This window comes from Arthrobacter sp. B6 (assembly GCF_001663775.1).
Classification (GTDB): domain Bacteria; phylum Actinomycetota; class Actinomycetes; order Actinomycetales; family Micrococcaceae; genus Arthrobacter.
In genome coordinates, this window is record NZ_KV467168.1 from 2,459,992 (window position 1) to 2,476,858 (window position 16,867).

16 protein-coding genes and 2 tRNA genes are annotated in these 16,867 nt (G+C 63.7%); 5 read left to right on the top strand and 13 right to left on the bottom strand.

Going from position 1 to position 16,867, the window contains the following annotated elements; translation table 11 throughout:
- Positions 1-14 precede the first annotated feature (14 nt).
- Positions 15-1,964: a Stk1 family PASTA domain-containing Ser/Thr kinase gene (pknB, locus tag AU175_RS10870; protein ID WP_066288527.1), complete on the top strand. Its 1,950-nt coding sequence runs from the start codon at positions 15-17 to the stop codon at positions 1,962-1,964.
- 41 nt (positions 1,965-2,005) lie between these two features.
- Here pknB and AU175_RS10875 read toward each other — a convergent pair whose 3' ends face one another.
- Genes AU175_RS10875 through AU175_RS10880 form a run of 3 tightly spaced genes read right to left on the bottom strand, consistent with a single transcriptional unit; the run spans position 2,006 to position 3,611 of the window.
- Positions 2,006-2,647: an anthranilate synthase component II gene (locus tag AU175_RS10875; RefSeq protein ID WP_066288529.1), complete on the bottom strand. Its 642-nt coding sequence runs from the start codon at positions 2,645-2,647 to the stop codon at positions 2,006-2,008.
- Positions 2,644-2,814, bottom strand: a complete 171-nt coding sequence (locus tag AU175_RS22005) for a hypothetical protein (protein ID WP_197497079.1) — start codon at positions 2,812-2,814, stop codon at positions 2,644-2,646. Before AU175_RS22005 ends, AU175_RS10875 begins: the two co-directional genes overlap by 4 nt.
- Before the next feature lie 2 nt (positions 2,815-2,816).
- Entirely contained in the window at positions 2,817-3,611 is a 795-nt protein-coding gene (locus tag AU175_RS10880) for a class E sortase (RefSeq protein WP_066288531.1), read from the bottom strand.
- A gap of 176 nt (positions 3,612-3,787) precedes the next feature.
- On the opposite strand from AU175_RS10880, the gene AU175_RS10885 reads away from it, so the two are divergent.
- Positions 3,788-4,042, top strand: a complete 255-nt coding sequence (locus AU175_RS10885) for a cell division protein CrgA (RefSeq protein ID WP_066290961.1) — start codon at positions 3,788-3,790, stop codon at positions 4,040-4,042.
- A gap of 9 nt (positions 4,043-4,051) precedes the next feature.
- Complete coding sequence (locus tag AU175_RS10890; RefSeq protein WP_066288534.1) at positions 4,052-4,666, top strand: DNA-3-methyladenine glycosylase I; 615 nt, start codon at positions 4,052-4,054, stop codon at positions 4,664-4,666.
- Between the two features lie 242 nt (positions 4,667-4,908).
- On the opposite strand, the gene AU175_RS10895 is transcribed toward AU175_RS10890, so the two are convergent.
- From AU175_RS10895 to AU175_RS10905, 3 genes are all read right to left on the bottom strand, one after another.
- Entirely contained in the window at positions 4,909-5,376 is a 468-nt protein-coding gene (locus AU175_RS10895) for a carboxymuconolactone decarboxylase family protein (protein ID WP_066288537.1), read from the bottom strand.
- A 545-nt stretch (positions 5,377-5,921) separates the two neighbouring features.
- Positions 5,922-6,803 (bottom strand): rhomboid family intramembrane serine protease, encoded by an 882-nt coding sequence (locus AU175_RS10900; protein ID WP_066288541.1) that lies wholly within the window; start codon positions 6,801-6,803, stop codon positions 5,922-5,924.
- Positions 6,804-6,812: 9 nt separating this feature from the next.
- Entirely contained in the window at positions 6,813-7,358 is a 546-nt protein-coding gene (locus AU175_RS10905) for a peptidylprolyl isomerase (protein ID WP_066288542.1), read from the bottom strand.
- A gap of 155 nt (positions 7,359-7,513) precedes the next feature.
- Between AU175_RS10905 and AU175_RS10910 the strand changes: the two genes are divergently transcribed.
- A complete protein-coding gene (locus tag AU175_RS10910) occupies positions 7,514-8,497 on the top strand; it encodes a hypothetical protein (protein WP_066288544.1) in 984 nt (327 codons plus the stop codon).
- A 137-nt stretch (positions 8,498-8,634) separates the two neighbouring features.
- Positions 8,635-9,510, top strand: a complete 876-nt coding sequence (locus AU175_RS10915; protein ID WP_066288546.1) for a glycosyltransferase — start codon at positions 8,635-8,637, stop codon at positions 9,508-9,510.
- A 66-nt stretch (positions 9,511-9,576) separates the two neighbouring features.
- On the opposite strand, the gene AU175_RS10920 is transcribed toward AU175_RS10915, so the two are convergent.
- The 7 genes from AU175_RS10920 to gyrB all read right to left on the bottom strand — a co-directional run bounded on the left by AU175_RS10920 (position 9,577) and on the right by gyrB (position 16,574).
- Entirely contained in the window at positions 9,577-10,527 is a 951-nt protein-coding gene (locus AU175_RS10920) for a DMT family transporter (protein WP_066288549.1), read from the bottom strand.
- Between the two features lie 71 nt (positions 10,528-10,598).
- Positions 10,599-10,674, bottom strand: a tRNA-Ala gene (locus AU175_RS10925).
- Positions 10,675-10,746: 72 nt separating this feature from the next.
- On the bottom strand, positions 10,747-10,869 hold the full coding sequence (locus AU175_RS22380) for a DLW-39 family protein (protein ID WP_442855295.1): 123 nt from the start codon (positions 10,867-10,869) through the stop codon (positions 10,747-10,749).
- A gap of 51 nt (positions 10,870-10,920) precedes the next feature.
- Positions 10,921-10,994 (bottom strand) — tRNA-Ile (locus AU175_RS10930).
- A gap of 98 nt (positions 10,995-11,092) precedes the next feature.
- Positions 11,093-11,755, bottom strand: coding sequence for a DUF3566 domain-containing protein (locus tag AU175_RS10935; protein ID WP_066288552.1), 663 nt, complete (start codon positions 11,753-11,755; stop codon positions 11,093-11,095).
- On the bottom strand, positions 11,752-14,430 hold the full coding sequence (gene gyrA / locus AU175_RS10940; protein ID WP_066288557.1) for a DNA gyrase subunit A: 2,679 nt from the start codon (positions 14,428-14,430) through the stop codon (positions 11,752-11,754). Before gyrA ends, AU175_RS10935 begins: the two co-directional genes overlap by 4 nt.
- A 59-nt stretch (positions 14,431-14,489) precedes the next feature.
- On the bottom strand, positions 14,490-16,574 hold the full coding sequence (gyrB, locus tag AU175_RS10945; protein WP_066288558.1) for a DNA topoisomerase (ATP-hydrolyzing) subunit B: 2,085 nt from the start codon (positions 16,572-16,574) through the stop codon (positions 14,490-14,492).
- Positions 16,575-16,867 lie beyond the last annotated feature (293 nt).

The following is a 16,867-nucleotide window of genomic DNA, read 5'->3' on the forward strand; positions in this document are numbered from 1 at the left end:
CGCCAGGACACCCAGTGACTGACACGCCCCGCACACCGTCGCACCGTGAGGACAGCCTCCCGGTGGATAACCAGCGTGTCCTGAGCGGCCGCTACGAGTTGGGCGGCCTCATCGGCCGCGGCGGCATGGCAGACGTCCACCGCGGCGTGGACACCAGGCTTGGACGGACCGTTGCCATCAAACTGCTCCGCCCCGACCTCGCCCGTGATCCGCAGTTCCAGGCTCGGTTCAAACGGGAGGCCCAGGCCGTAGCCGCCCTGAACCATCCGTCCATTGTCGCCATCTACGACACCGGCGAGCACACGGTACCGGACGGGTCCCAGGACAGCGTCCGGGTCCCGTACATTGTGATGGAGTTCGTGGAAGGCAAGACCATCCGCGACCTCATCAGGGCCAAGGAAGTCAGCATTGACCAGGCCATCGAGTTCTGTCTGGGCGTGCTCGCGGCCCTGGAATACAGCCACAAAGCCGGCATCGTCCACCGGGACATCAAACCGGCCAACGTGATGTACTGCGAGGGCTCCAACTCCGTGAAGGTCATGGATTTCGGCATCGCGCGCGCCATCGCCGATTCGTCAGCCACCATGACGCAGACCCAGGCTGTGGTGGGCACGGCCCAGTACCTTTCCCCGGAGCAGGCCCGGGGCGAAACCGTGGATGCCCGCAGCGATCTGTATTCCGCCGGCTGCCTGCTGTACGAAATGCTCACGGCCCGGCCTCCCTTCATTGGCGACAGCCCCGTCTCGGTCGCGTACCAGCACGTCCGGGAGATCCCTGAGCCTGCCAGCAGTGTGAACCCCGAGGTCTCGCCTGCGTTGGACAGTGTCCTGGCCAAGGCCCTGCTGAAGAACCGGGATGATCGTTTCCAGGACGCGGCGGCCTTCCGCCGTGCACTTCGCGCGGCCCGGGCCGGAGTGCCTGTCCCGGACGTTCCGGCCACAGAGGCGCCCACTGATCCTAACGACCACGTGCCGACGCCGAAACGGACCCCCGCCACCGAGGCGTTCGCTTTCACGGGTGCCAGTTTCCTGGATGATGCCCCTACAGGGCGGCTGCGGGCCTCGTCCAACAACCATTCCAACCACAATGCGCTGCCTGCTGAGGCGGCCGCCGTTTACGAGCCGCAGGAGGCGGACGAGCTTCCCCTGGGGCTCCAGCCGGAACGGGAACGGAGCGCCCGGCAGAAGTCCCGCCGTCGTGCCTGGATCGCCACTTTGGTGATCGTCACGCTGGTGGTGCTGGCAGGCGGCGGGCTGTGGCTCTATAACATTGTGAACAAACCCGCGCCAGTGACTCCCAAGGTGGAGATTCCGGCGGTGGCCAGCATGACGGAGTCAGCGGCCCTGCAGGAACTCTACGGTGCGAACCTGCGCCCGCAGATCAAGCGCAGCCAGCACGATACCGTTCCCAAGGGGACAGCTATCGGAACCGACCCGGCTGCCGGAACGTCACTGGACCCCGATTCCGCCGTGGTCCTGAACATCTCCGACGGCCCCAGCGCAGTCAAGATACCGGAAAACCTGCCTGGCAAGACTGAAGCTGCCGCCCGTGACGTCCTGCGCCAAAGCGGCCTCGTGGGTGCCCCGACCACCACCATGGCCAACAGCGCAACCGTACCGGCCGGCATTGTGATCACTACCAGCCCTGCGCCCGGCCAGTCGGTGGCAGTCGGCAGCACTGTGGAAATCGTGGTGTCCACCGGAAAAGTGGCCATGCCGGAGCTGCGGGCCCGCACTCGCGCCGAGGCCGAGGCCGCCCTGAAGGATCTGGGCCTCGTTCCGAACGTCCAGGAAGTGGTGAACTCCCAGGTGGAGCCAGGCCGGGTAACGGACCAGAGTGATCCCGTCAACGCAGCCGTCGAACAGGGCAAGACCATCACCATCGTGGTGGCCAAGGAGCCGCCCCCGCCGGTGACCCCAACGCCGACGCCCACGCCCACGCCGACAGCGACCAAGAAGGGCTGACCCGGGTTCAGCAAGGAACACAGGTCAGGGGTACCTGACGGTCAGTGCTGGATCAGCGGGCTCAGCTTGGCAGCCCGGGACGCGGCACCGGCCATTCCCAGTGATTCGAGCCAGTTGCCCAGCATCTGGTAACCGCCTTCCGTCAGCACGGACTCGGGGTGGAACTGCACGCCGCACAGCGGGGCCGTCCGGTGCTGCAGGCCCATCACCACGCCGGTGGAGGTCTCCGCGGTGATCTCCAGGACGTCCGGGATAGTGTCGCGGACTGCGGCCAGTGAGTGGTACCGCGTAGCGGTGACGGGGGAGGGGAGGCCTTCGAAAACACTGGTTCCGTGGTGCTCCACCAACGACGTCTTGCCGTGCATCAGTTCGGGGGCGTGGGTCACCTTGCCGCCGTATGCCTCGGCCAACGCCTGGTGCCCCAGGCAGACGCCGAACATGGGCATGGTGTTGTCCCCGCACCACTTGATGAGTTCGATGCAGACGCCGGCTTCCGCGGGGTTGCCAGGCCCGGGCGAGATGAGTACGCCGTCGCGCGTTCCGGCCATTTCGATGGCTTCTGCCAGGGTGACATCGTCATTGCGCACTACGGTGGTCTCGGCGCCGAGCTCCTGGAGGTATCCCACCAGTGTGTATACAAAGCTGTCGTAGTTGTCTACGACCAGGATCTTGGTTGTGGTCATGGCTGGGTTGCGGAACCAATCGTTGAGTCGGTGAGTTGGGTGAAGGTGGACATCCAGGGGAAAAGGAACTGGACCATCAGGACCAGGGCGGCGCAGACCAGCACCACAGAGGTGAAGATCCGCAGCCACAGGGGACCCGGCAGGTGCCGGAAAATCCAGCCGTACATGGTCAGCCCTCCCCGATCGCGGCGGCCACCTGGGCCGCTATTTCAGCAGGCGGACCGGCGGAGGCAGGCTGCCAGCTTTCCAGCAGCGCATACGCGATGATGCGTTCCTGGGTACCGAAGCGCGGGTTGCAGCTGGTCATGGTGAGGAAGCTTTCCGTGGGGGTGACGCCAGGCCGGGTGGGCACCGGTTCCAGAACATCGGTCCGGGACGGCAGCACAATCTGGTTGTTTCGGAAAACGTAGACGTAGTAGCCATCCCTGGTCTGGACGTAGATCCGGTCGCCCGGCACCAGTGTGTGGATGTTGTCCAGGACGGCACCGTGGGTCTGCCGGTGGCCGGCCACAGCAAAATTCCCCACAGCGCCGGGCATGGCGGTGTTGCTGTAGTGGCCCAGTCCCAGGGTATCCAGCACATCACCGGTGGTTCCCTGCACTATGGGCCGGGTGTAGTTTGCGCCGAACCGCGGTATGTACATGATGCCGATGGTGCCGGCGTGTCCGGGGGCTGCGGACACCACGGGTGCGCCGTAGTCCACGGCCGCCCCTGGCGCCGCCGGGCTACCAGAGGGCTCCGGACTGGGTGCCACCGCGCCGAGGTCCTGGGCAAATTCCTTGATGATGGCGCTTTGCCTGGCATCCGATTCCACGTTGGTCCACCACAGCTGCCAGCCCACAAAAAGCAGCAGGATGATGCCCGCCGTGATGAGAAGCTCACCAAGTACCTGGGCAGTTCCACGCAGAATCGCGACGCCGGGTCCAGGCACAGTGCCGGTCCTCGCCTTCTCCTGCAATACCACGCGTTCTCCTCCGGGGGCGGTCACCATGGGCACTGGTTGGCCCTGAACTACGGCTAGAATTGGCTGCTAGTAAGAATCAAGATTTGACCAAGATCGCGCAGACCGCTGGCAATTTCCTTCTTGCAGGATATCAAGCCCGGGTCGCCGAGCTTGCCTCAGCCCGCCAAGGAGAGCACGTGCCCGAGTCCAAGCCACGCAAGAAGACTTCCAGCTCAGCCCAGCCGGCTTCGTCAACGCAGGCCTACAAGCCCAATCCCATCTGGTTCAAGCCTGTCATGTTCGGGCTCATGATCATCGGCCTGCTGTGGATCATTACGTTCTACATCAGCGAAGGCCAGCTTCCTGTCCAGGCCTGGGAATCATGGAACATCGTTGCCGGTTTCGGCATCGCCATCGTCGGCTTCCTGATGACCACCCGCTGGCGTTCCTAGCCGCGGAGCATGGTCCCCGGCGGTAACGGAACCGTTCTTGGGGTCGACGGACTCGCCCGCCCGCCATGGGCCTCCATTGATCCCCTCCTGCGCGACTATTACGACACCGAGTGGGGCCTGCCGGTGCGGGACGAAAACGGCCTTTACGAACGCATCTGCCTCGAGGGGTTCCAGGCCGGCCTGTCCTGGGCCACCATCCTGCGGAAACGCCCTGCCTTCCGCGCTGCCTTCCATGACTTCAATCCGGACGTCGTTGCCGCCTTCACCGAAGACGATGTTGAGCGGCTGCTGAAGGATCCCGGGATCATCCGCAACAGGCTCAAAATCCGTGCCGCGATCACGAACGCTGAGGCTGTCATAGCTCTTCGCAGTGAAGGCGGGCTCGTGGACTTTGTCTGGAGTTTCCAGCCTCCTGAGACCCCTCGGCCACTCACGCACGCCGATATCCCCACCCAGTCCCCGGAATCGGTGGCCCTGTCCAAGGCCCTGCGCCAAAAGGGCTTCTCATTCGTGGGTCCCACTACGATGTTCGCGCTCATGGAAGCGATCGGCATGGTGGATACACACTTGGTTGACAGCCACCGCCGCGGATCATCCGGGGTGTGGCGGGCTGCAGGAGCCTGAACCGGCTGCCCCCAAGTTCTCCCCAGCTGTTCTTAAAGTTATCCACAGTGTGCATAACCGCGGTCCCGCGAGTGGCCGGAATGGACACCGAGATGCCCGCAAACAGGGTGGATGTGGAGTCCGCTGTATGGGCCCCGGTTATTAACAGTGTGGATTACCTGTGGATAAAGCCGAAGCTGGCCAGCGGACCCTTGCAAGGCCGGTATCGACCATGGCTCCCGCCCCGGCCAGGCGCCTTCCCGTCAGTCCCGGCGGTGCACCGGATGGTGACTCGTGATGGAAACGCGGTTGAAGGCGTTCATGGTGATCGCCAGCCAGCTGACAGCGGAGAACTCGTCGGCGGTGAGGTGCCTCCGGGCATAGCCCTCCTCATGCTCCCGTGCGCGTTGGTCCGGCAGTTCCGTGATGCTCTCGGCCAGCGCCAACGCTGCACGCTCCCTGTCCGTGAAAAGTGCTGTGTCCCGCCACGCGGGGAGCACCGCCAGCCGTTGGGGCGATTCGCCGCTTTCCACAGCGTCGCCCACGTGCAGGTCGAGGCAGTACGCGCACCCGTTGACTTGGGAGATGCGAACGTACATCAGCTCAATGATCGTCCCGTCCACTCCGGCAGCCGCCGCGGCTTCGCGTGCCTTGAGGCCCAGTCCGTTCAATGACCGCCATAAGGCCGGGTGCTGCTTGTCAAGGAAGATGTTTTCGTTGGTGGCGCTCAATGGTCCTCCTGCGTTCAGACTTCGGCGGAGTAGGCCTCCGGTCGCCGATCCGCGTAGTTATCCACTTGCTAACACACGGCTACCCACAACTTATCCACAGATGTGCACAACCTGTGCCAACATTCAGGAAATGTCGCCCAAACAGGCGGCCCAAGGCTTCCAGGGCCACAGTAACTACATGCTTGTAAGTTATTAACACTGTGAATAAGCATGTTGAAATCGCCTGCGGGCAGGTCGGCGAAACGGCCCGCGACCGCCCAAAGCCGAAGATATCCACAGGAGCGGGGCAAACCGGCGTTCTTGTCCACTTAACCACAGGGACATCCCCAGAAGTTGTCCACAGTTGTGGACAGCGCAGGACTGTCCCGGCCACATCTTGCGCGGGGACAGGGCCGTGGCCTGGTTCGGGCCATAACTACAGCCATGTAAGTTACCAACAATGTGGATAACCCCTGTGGAAAACTTTTCGTGGTCCGGATGCGAAAGACCCCGGTGTCCGTAGGGACACCGGGGTCTTCGGTTTCAGGGCGGCTGCAGAGCCGGGCTCAGCCGGCGGTGACCTTTATCCAGCTCACCAGGACCAGCAGGGCAAACACGGCGGCCAGGCCGACTGCCTGGAGCAGGGCCTGCCGCGGCCCACGTGGCGTGTAGGCCACTACCGCGGCACACAAGGCACCGGCGACGAGGCCGCCGAGGTGGGCCTGCCAGGCAATCTGGGGGATCAGGAATCCGATCACGCCGTTGATAGCTATCAGGACCCACAACTGGCGGGTCTCCCCGCCGCGGTGCCGCTGGACCAGGAGCATCGCTCCGAAGAGTCCAAAGATGGCGCCGGATGCCCCAACCACTCCAGCCAATTGCTGGCCGGGCACGTACCCGGGAGTCAGCAGCAGGTAGCCTACTGACCCGCCTATTGCCGAGAGGAGGTACAAGGCCAGGAACCGGATGCGTCCCAGCAGCGGTTCCAGCGCTTGGCCGAAGATCCACAGCATGTACATGTTCAGCACAATGTGCAGGATGAACCCCTGCGAGTGGAGGAAGGCCGCGGTCAGCATCCGCCAAGGTTCGAACTCCCCATACGCGGGTGTGGCGTAATAGGTGGCGAACGCCAAGTTCTGGTAAATACCGTCATTCGGAACAACCCATTGCAGGACGTACATCAGTCCACAGAGCGCAATGATGCCGAACGTCACGAGAGGCTTGCCGGTAGCCACGGCCCCGCCGTAGACGGTCCTGACTGTCGGCGTCGAACGCGCCGCTTCGTTGACACAGTCGATGCACTGGAACCCGACGGCGGCTGCCCGCTGGCAGTCAGGGCATGCGGGGCGCCCGCAGCGCTGGCACCGCACATAGGAGGGCCGGTCCGGGTGCCGGGGGCAGACCGGGACTTGCGCTGACGGCTCCGCCGCCGGGATTCCGTAGCTCATGCGTGGTGGTTAGAGCTGTTCGATGTCGATGCTGTTGATGGTGACGTCCTCGACCGGGCGGTCGCCCATGCCGGTGCGGACACCCTCGATGGCGTCGACAACCTTCTTGGAGTCCTCGTCAGCCACCTCGCCGAAGATGCTGTGCTTGCCCTGCAGCCAGTCGGTGGGGATGGTGGTGATGAAGAACTGCGAGCCGTTGGTGCCCTTGCCCATCTGGATGCCGGCGTTGGCCATGGCCAGCTTGTAGGGCTGGTTGAAGCTGAGCTCGGGGTGGATTTCGTCGTCGAACTTGTAGCCCGGACCGCCGACACCGCGGCCCAGGGGATCGCCGGCCTGGATCATGAAGTCTTTGATGATGCGGTGGAAGATCGTGCCGTTGTACAGCGGGGTACCGGTCTTGTCCTCACCCGTCTCCGGGTGGGTCCAGGCCTGCTCACCGGTGGCGAGGCCGATGAAGTTCTTGACCGTCTTGGGCGCGTGGTTCCCGAAGAGGTTCACGACGATGTCGCCGAGGCTGGTATGGATGGTTGCTTTTGCAGTTGCTATGGCAGTCATACCGCCCATTCTTTCACGACCGGCCAAAGCGGAACGGGTGTGGACGACAGTTCCGCGCTGGGTGAAATCGGCCTGAATTCCGGGCTAAGAATAGCCGGTGAAGGTCAATCCACGTAGGCTAACAACAGAACCGTCACATTAATCGGGAGGTAGTTGTGAAGAAATCGGATCGTATTGCCCGTGACCTTGAGCAGTCAGTCAACAGCGCGGTAGAGAACGCCAAGGACTGGGCATCCCCCCGCGTGGAAGCAGCAGTGGACTGGGCAGTTCCCCGGCTGCAGCATGGCCTGGATACCGCATCTCCCAAGATCCAGGAAGGCCTGAAAACCGCAGCCCACAACCTCGCCGACGGCGTCGCAACGGTAACACCCCGCATCCAGGACGGGCTGGCCCACCTTGCCCCCAGGATCCACGATGCCGTTGAAGGCACCACTCCGCGCCTCCACGAAGCACTGGACAAGGCCACACCGGTAATCCTGAACGCCCGTGACCGCGTTGTGGTGGAGTACCTGCCACGCCTTTCGGACCAGATCGGCCAGGCATCCGACGCCGTGCACCGCACCCTGGAGAGCGCGCCGGCGCACGTGGATGCCGTCGCCCAGAAGCTTGGCGATGTTGGCATCGTCCACGCCCTTCAGGACCAGGCGCACACTGCAGGAACGCAGCTCAGGGCGGCGGCCACGGAAGCCGGACGGGCTGTGGGCATCCAGCTCGCGGAACCGGAGAAGCCCAAGAAGCGCGGCTGGCTGGTCTTTGGCATCATCGCAGCCGCAGTGGCAGCCGGTGTGGCAGCCTGGAAGGCCTCCAAGCCGGTGGAAGATCCTTGGAAGACGCCCTCGCCCGTTACCCCCACCCCGGCTCCGGTTCCTGCCGCGGCCGTGAACGACGCCGCGGCAACTGCAGAAGATTCAACCAGCAAGGGTGCCGCAGCTTCGGCGGCCACCGCCGGCCCTGTTGCGGGCAAGTCCGACGACCTCGCCGAGGGTACAAAAGATGCCACCGATGATGCAGCCGACAAGGCCAAGCATGTGGCCGACGATTCGGCGGACGCGGCAGCCAAGGCAGCTGCCGATGCCAAAACGGCCATGAAGAACATCGCGTCGAACATGAATGGATCCGCGGACAAGGGCAGCGTCTAGCAGTTCCAGGCGCTGTTGCGCCGTCAGCTGAAGGGGTCCCGCGGTTTGCGGGGCCCCTTCAGTGTTTTCCCAGTGTTTGTCCGGACTCGTACCCGCCACCCGCGGTGCGAATCCCGATCGGTGCTAAATTTGAACTGATGTCAGCCGATAAATCCTCTGGGGATGCCTTGAACGACGCAGCACAGCTGCCCCGTGTGTCCATTGTCATCCCGGCGTACAACGAGGAAAGTGTGATCCGGCAGTGCCTCATCGCTGCCGTCTACCAATCGGTCCCGGCCCACGAAATCATCGTGGTGGACAACCTCTCCACGGACCGCACCGCCGCCATCGTGCAGCAGATGCAGTTGGAATATCCGGAAAGCCCCATCATCCTGCTGAGCCAGGACCGTGACCAGGGGCTCATCCCCACCCGCAATTTTGGCCTGGACCACGCCACCGGCGATATCCTCGGCCGGATAGACGCTGATTCGGTGGTGGAGCCCGACTGGGTGGAACAGGTCCAGAAGGCGTTTGTGGACCAGTCAGTCCAGGCGGCCACCGGCCCAGTGGTCTATTACGACATGCCTATGCGCCGCTTCGGCCTCAAGGCCGACGACAAGATGCGCCAGCTGATGCTCAAGCTGGCCAAACACCAGTACCATTTCCTCTTCGGCTCCAACATGGCCCTGCGTGCGTCCGCCTGGGAAACCATCCGGGCCGAGACCTGCCGTGACGAAAAGGATGAGATGCATGAGGACATCGACCTGTCCCTTCATCTTGCCGACCACGAACTCAAAGTGCAGTACTGGCCCCAGATGGTGTCCGGAATGTCCGCCCGCCGGCTGGAGGACTCACCCCGGGACTACCGCTACTACGTGACGCGCTTCGACCGCACGTACAAAGCCCACAACGTGAAGAAGATGGCGCTCAAGGCCCCCATGGTGGTCTTCTTCTCCGTATATTTCCCGGCCAAGCTGCTGCGGGCGATCCACACGGTCAACACGGCCCAACCGGTCCGGCGCGGCGGCCAGTAGCGCCCAACCCGGTGGCGACCGGCGCCAGCATCTCCCACTGGCTGCCCCGCCGTCCAGGCCCGCGGCTCAGTCTGTTCCCAGCTCCGCAAGCCGCTCCGAGGGCGGTTCGCCGTCCCGTGTCCCGGCGGGGTCCAAACGCTGCCGCCTGGCAGTGCGGGACCGCTGTCCCAGGACCACAACGGCGAGTCCCACCAGGATCAGCGCCAGTCCGGCGTAGGTTCCGGCCGGGAGCGTTTCGTGCAGGAACACGGCGGCCAGCAGCGCCGCGCCCGGGATCTCCAGCAGGATGATCATCGAGACCAGCAACGGACTCATTGTCGCCAGCAGGTGGTTGAAGGCCGTATGGCCGACCAGTTGGGCACAGACGGTGATGGCAATGATGCCCAGCCAGCCGCCGGCGTCGAACCCTGTCAGTGGCTGTCCGCTGAACACCGCCAGGAGCGCCACGAGGGCCGCGCACATCCCGTAACAGAGGGTGGTGTAGGTCCCCGTGGTCATGCTTTGCCGCGCCTTGCCGCCCGCCAGGGTGTAGAGACCCGCCAGCGCTCCGCCCGCCACCGCCAGCAAGTCGCCCAGGAGCGCCTCCGAGGAACTGCCCATATCAAACCCGGTGATGGCCACGACGCCGCCGAACGCAATACCGAGGCCGGCCAGCACTGGCCAGCGGTGTTTCGTGCCGCGAAAGAGCTGGAAGACGGCGATCCAACCGGACTGGAGGCAGACGAGGGCAGTGGCGGCGGCTACGGACGTCAGCTGCAGTGAAGTGATGAAGCAGGCGAAGTGCAAGGCCAGGGCGACGGCGGCGAGCAAGGACCAGCGGAATTCCCGCCCGGTGATCCTTCCAAACTGCCGCGGCTCCCGCACGAGGGTGGGCGTGGCCATCACCGCAGCGCCGATGGCGTTGCGCCAGAACGCAATGGCCAGGGCGCTGACGGTGGTCGCACCGAGGGTGGCGGCGATCAGCGGTCCGGATGAGGCGACACCCAGCACACCGAGTGCCGCAAGGAAGAAGTTCACTGTCCAACCCTACTTTTCCGGCATAACAAAAAAGTCCCGGACAGCGTTTCCGCTGTCCGGGACTTTCCTTATGGTGGAGGCACGGGGACTCGAACCCCGAACCCCCTGCTTGCAAAGCAGGTGCGCTACCAATTGCGCCATGCCCCCATAAGAAGCAACCCGTCAATCATACCCTAGAACCGGAGAGCCTCTTGCCAGCTCCCCGTCCGGGAATCCGGGCTAATCAACCGTATCGGTTGACTCACTCCAGACCGTTTTCCGGGCCTCGGATTCCTGTGCTTTCCGGTAGAGCAGGGCGCCTGCGATCGCAGCTGCAAGAACCAGCAACTTCTTCACATGCACCCCGTTCCGGTCCAGCGAGCTGGACCTTTACTGGAACCTGCACAGGTTCCGTGGGCGTACCAGGACTTGAACCTGGGACCTCTTCGTTATCAGCGAAGCGCTCTAACCGCCTGAGCTATACGCCCCGATGCCTCATCGGGCCGAGATATGACTTTACAGCACATCCCGGCCCGATCTCAAATCGAGGCATTCCTACGGAAAAATCCGCAGGAATTATGGGATTTCAGTCGTCCGTGAGGGTAACGCCGATTCCGCCCACCAGGGTGGCCGAGAGGTTGTACAGTACAGCAGACAGCATGGACAGAGCCGTCAGGAGGACCACGTTCACTACGGCGATGATGGTGGCAAAGGATGCCACCTGTCCCAGCGAAGCCACCTTCTTCAGTTCAAACCCGCCGCCCTCGGACCCGGCGAGAGTCCCCAGGAGGCTGTCCACCTGATCGAAGATGCCGGTCAGATCCAGGACGGTCCAAAGCACGATGGCCGCAACGACCGTAACGATTCCCAGGGCAACGGACAGCAGGAACGCCATTTTCAGGACCGACCAGGGGTCGACTTTGCTGATCAGCAGGCGCGCGCGCCTGACTTTGGCTTTGGGAGCCGGCTTGACGAGCCCCGGGCCACCCTGTGCGGGACGCTGCCCCGCCGTGACCGGACGCTGGCCGGGACGCTGGCCTTCGGCAGGCCGCTGGCCCTGTCCTGGCTGGACCTGCGGACGCTGGCCGGCTGCAGCGGGGCGCTGGCCGGGCAGGCTCGCCGGAGCCGCTGGAGCGGCCGGGCGCTGCTGCGGACGTACGGGAGCGTTCACGCGGGGAGCAGCAGCCGGCTGGCCCGTTCCGCCGGGAACATTGCTGTTCTGCTTGGGATATGAGTCGGGATTACTCACTCGTTACCTCCGGTGTAGTCTTCGTTCGGCTCAGCGTCGCCGGAGGCGTCCTCTGACTCAACGGCCGGTGCTGTCTCTGCCATTGCTGCTGACCCTGCGGACCCCTCGGGGGATCCGGCCTCTTCAGCCAACGTTACGTCATCCTCCAGGGATTCCTCTCCCTCGAGACCGCGTTCGCTGTTCCGTGCCACCTCGATGATCCGGTCATTCTTGTCAGGTTTCGCGAAGATGACGCCCATGGTGTCGCGGCCCTTGGCGGGCACGCCGGATACGGAGGAACGGACCACCTTGCCGCCTTCCATAACCACCAGGACTTCGTCTTCCTCCTGGACAATCAGGGCTCCGACCAGGTCGCCGCGTTCCTCGGCCAGCTTGGCAACCTTGATTCCCAGGCCGCCGCGGCCCTGGAGCCGGTATTCCTCCACGGCCGTGCGCTTGGCGTAGCCGCCCTCCGTCACGATGAACACGAACGAACCGTCCGTGACCACATTGGCGGCCAGCAGTTCGTCCTCCTCCCGGAACTTCATGCCGGTTACGCCGGACGTGGCCCGGCCCATGGGCCGCAGCGCGTCATCGGTGGCCGTGAAGCGGATGGACTGGCCCTTGCGGGAGACGAGCAGCAGGTCATCGGATTCTGACACCAGCTGGGCGGACACCAGTTCATCCTCGTCACGGAGGTTAATGGCAATGACGCCGGCGGAACGGTTGGTGTCGTAGTCCTCCAGCCGGGTCTTCTTGACCAGGCCTCGCTTAGTGGCCAGGACAAGGTACGGGGCGTGCTGGTAGTCCTTGAGGTCCAGCACCTGGGCGATGTGCTCGTCCGGCTGGAAGGCCATCAGGTTCGCGACGTGCTGGCCCTTGGCATCACGGCCGGCTTCCATCAGCTCGTAAGCCTTCGCACGGTATACCCGGCCCAGGTTCGTGAAGAAGAGCAGCCAGTGGTGGGTGGTGGTGACAAAGAAGTGCTCCACCACGTCGTCGCCTCGCAGCTGGGCACCCTTGATGCCCTTGCCGCCGCGTTGTTGCGAACGGTAGTTGTCGCTGCGGGTCCGCTTGACGTAACCGCCACGGGTGATGGTGACAACCATTTCCTCTTCGGGGATCAGGTCTTCCATGGACATGTCACCGTCGAAACCCATCAGGATCTTGGTCCGGCGGTCATCTCCGTGCTTGGCCACGATCTCGGCAAGCTCGGTGCTGATGATCTCGCGCTGGCGCTCCTCCGAGGCAAGGATCGAGTTGTATTCCGCAATCAGCGCCTCGAGTTCGGCGTGCCGGTCCTGGATCTTCTGGCGTTCCAGGGCAGCGAGGCGGCGCAGCTGCATGTCCAGGATTGCCCTGGCCTGCAGTTCGTCGATGTCCAGCAGCTGCATCAGTCCGTCGCGGGCCGCTTCAGTGGTGTTGGATGCACGGATGAGGGCAATGACCTCGTCCAGCATGTCCAGTGCCTTGAGCAGCGCCCTGAGGATGTGTGCTTCTTCTTCGGCCTTGCGCAGGCGGTACCGGGTGCGCCGGGCGATAACGTCCAGCTGGTGCGTCACCCAGTGCCTGATGAAGGCGTCCAGGCTCAGCGTCCGCGGCACACCGTCCACGATGGCCAGCATGTTGGCGGAGAAGTTGCTCTGCAGTTCGGTGTGCTTGTAGAGGTTGTTCAGCACCACCTTGGCCACGGCATCGCGCTTGAGCACAATGACCAGGCGCTGGCCCGTTCGGCCGGAAGTCTCATCGCGGAGGTCCGCGATCCCGGAGATTTTGCCGTCCTTGACCAGCTCGGCGATTTTGATGGCCAGGTTGTCCGGGTTGGCCTGGTAGGGCAGTTCGGTGACCACGAGGCAGGTGCGGCCCTGGAGTTCCTCCACGTTGACCACCGCGCGCATGGTGACGGAGCCGCGGCCGGTCCGGTACGCGTCCTCGATGCCCTTGTGGCCCAGGATGGTTGCTCCGGTAGGGAAATCGGGCCCCTTGATGCGCAGGAGCAGTTCCTCCAGCAGTTCCTCGCGGGTGGCCGTCGGGTTGGCCAGGTACCACTGGACACCGTCGGCCACTTCCCGGAGGTTGTGCGGCGGTATGTTGGTGGCCATGCCGACGGCGATGCCGGAGGAGCCATTGACCAGCAGGTTGGGGAACCGCGCCGGCAGGATGGTGGGTTCCTGGTTCTTCCCGTCGTAGTTGTCCTGGAAGTCGACGGTTTCCTCGTCGATGTCGCGGACCATCTCCATGGCCAACGGCGCCATTTTGGTTTCGGTATACCGGGGGGCGGCCGCGCCGTCGTTGCCTGGGGAACCGAAGTTTCCCTGTCCCAACGCCAGCGGGTACCGCATGGTCCAGTCCTGGATCAGGCGGACCAAGGCGTCGTAGATGGCGGTGTCGCCATGCGGGTGGTACTGGCCCATGACTTCGCCCACCACGCGGGCACACTTGTTGAACGAACGGTCGGGACGGTAGCCGCCGTCGAACATCGCGTACAGCACACGGCGATGGACGGGCTTCAGGCCGTCCCTGACGTCCGGAAGTGCGCGCCCCACAATAACGGCCATCGCGTAGTCCAGGTACGACCGCTGCATTTCCGTCTGCAGGTCAACCTGTTCCACCCGGTCGATCAGCACATCGCCTTCAAGCACGGTTTCCGGAAGATCGGCGGATTCCGCCTGGTTCTCTGGTGTCTCGTCACTCATCGTCTATATTTTCCGTTTCAGGTATATGTCGGTTCTGGAATGCTAGGCGGGAGAACCGGCTAGATATCCAGGAACCTGACGTCCTTGGCGTTCTGCTGGATGAAGTTGCGGCGGGATTCAACGTCCTCGCCCATCAGCGTGGAGAAGATCTGGTCCGCCGCAAGGGCGTCGTCCATGGTGACCTGCAGAAGCGTCCGGTTGTCCGGGTCCATCGTGGTGTCCCAGAGCTCGGTGTAATCCATTTCACCGAGGCCCTTATAGCGCTGGATGCCGTTGTCCTTCGGAATACGGCGGCCGGCCGCCTGGCCGCTCAGGAGCTTGGCATCACGCTGCTTGTCACTGAAGACGTAGTCATGAGGCGCATTGGACCACTTGATCCGGTACAGGGGTGGCTGTGCCAGGTAGACATAGCCGTTCTCGATGAGGGGGCGCATGTAACGGAACAGCAGCGTCATCAGCAGGGTGGTGATGTGCTGTCCGTCAACGTCGGCATCGGCCATCAGCACAATCTTGTGGTAGCGGAGTTTGCTGAGGTCGAAGTCCTCGCCGATGCCGGTACCGAACGCGGTAATCATGGACTGGACCTCTGTGTTGCCGAGGGCCTTGTCCAGGCGTGCCCGCTCAACGTTCAGGATCTTGCCGCGAAGCGGCAGGATGGCCTGGGTTTCGGGGTTGCGGCCACGCTTGGCGGAGCCGCCGGCCGAGTCACCCTCCACGATGTAGACCTCGCACCTGGAAGGGTCCTTCGAGGAGCAGTCTGAAAGCTTGCCCGGCATGCCGAACGATTCCAGCGGGCTCTTGCGGCGGGCGTTGTCGCGGGCCTTGCGGGCCGCCATTCGCGCCTGGGCTGCGGATATGGCCTTGCGGATGACGTCACGGGCGGGCCCGGGGTTACGCTCCAGCCAGTCACCGAGCCCGTCAGTGACCACCCGCTGAACGAAGCCCTTGACTTCCGAGTTGCCCAGCTTCGTTTTGGTCTGGCCCTCGAACTGCGGCTCAGCAAGTTTGACCGAGATAACCGCGGTAAGGCCTTCGCGGATGTCATCACCGGTGAGGTTGTCGTCCTTCTCCTTGATGATGCTCTTCTCCCGCGCGTAGCGGTTGATAAGCGAGGTCATGGCGGCGCGGAAGCCCTCTTCGTGTGTTCCGCCCTCGTGGGTGTTGATGGTGTTGGCGTAAGTGTGGACGCTTTCGGAATACGCGTTGGTCCACTGCATCGCCATTTCCAGCGCGATCTTACGGTCCTTGTCCTCCGTTTCGAAGGCGATGACGTCCTCGTGGACCACATCAACCTTCTTGCCGGAGTTCAGGTGCTTGACGTAGTCCAGCAGGCCGTCGTCGTACTGGTAGACCACGGTGCGGTGTTCGGCAGTGACTTCACCTTCGGTGACCACAGCGTCCAGGTCCAGGTCATCGTCGCTGTCCTCTTCGGATGCGCGCTCGTCCGTCAGCGTGATGCGCAGGCCCTTGTTCAGGAAAGCCATCTGCTGGAAGCGGGCACGAAGCGTCTCAAAGTCGAATTCGGTGCTTTCGAAGATGCCGGCATCCGGGTAGAAGGTCTGCGTGGTTCCGGTGCGGTCCGTCTCCTCGCCCTGGACCAGGCCGCCCTGGGGTTTGCCGCCGTCGGCGAATGACATCCGCCAGACGTGTCCCTGGCGCCGGACTTCGGTGTCAACGCGGCTGGAGAGCGCGTTCACCACAGAGATGCCCACACCGTGCAGGCCACCGGACACCGCGTAGCCGCCGCCACCGAACTTGCCGCCTGCGTGCAGGATGGTCATGACAACCTCGACCGTCGGCTTGTGCTCCGTGGGGTGCATGTCCACGGGGATTCCACGGCCGTCATCCACCACCTTGACGCCGCCGTCGGCCTGAAGGACCACTTCGATGTGTGTGCAGTAGCCGGCCAAGGCCTCATCAACAGAGTTGTCCACCACTTCATAGACCAGGTGGTGGAGGCCGCGCGGTCCGGTTGAGCCGATGTACATGCCGGGACGCTTCCGCACGGCTTCGAGGCCCTCAAGGACAGTGATGTCGCTGGCACCGTATTCACGGGGGGTCACAGCATCTGCCGGGGTGTCGGGGGTACGGGCATCCTCAACTGCGGGTTCCACTGCCTGGATATCTGTATTGTCGTTAGCCACAGGCGCTGTCGACTCCTCTGTTTTCGATGATGGCCGGCCGAGTGCGCTCCCCAGGGAAGGCGTCGGCCAACAGGCACAAACTGATGGCGCTGGCGAGTTGGAAGACATGCGGAACCGCGATCCGCCAGCGGGAAGCGTGCGGAAAACGGACTCAGTCAACGTTTCACCGGCGCCCAGTTATCTGATGTGATTCTATCGTGGATCGGGGCGTTCTCCCGCATTCCAGGGGCCCAGGCGGCATGCAATGTGCCTTTGTCAGGCCGTTGGCCCCGCCTAGGGCGCCCCCGCGGTCC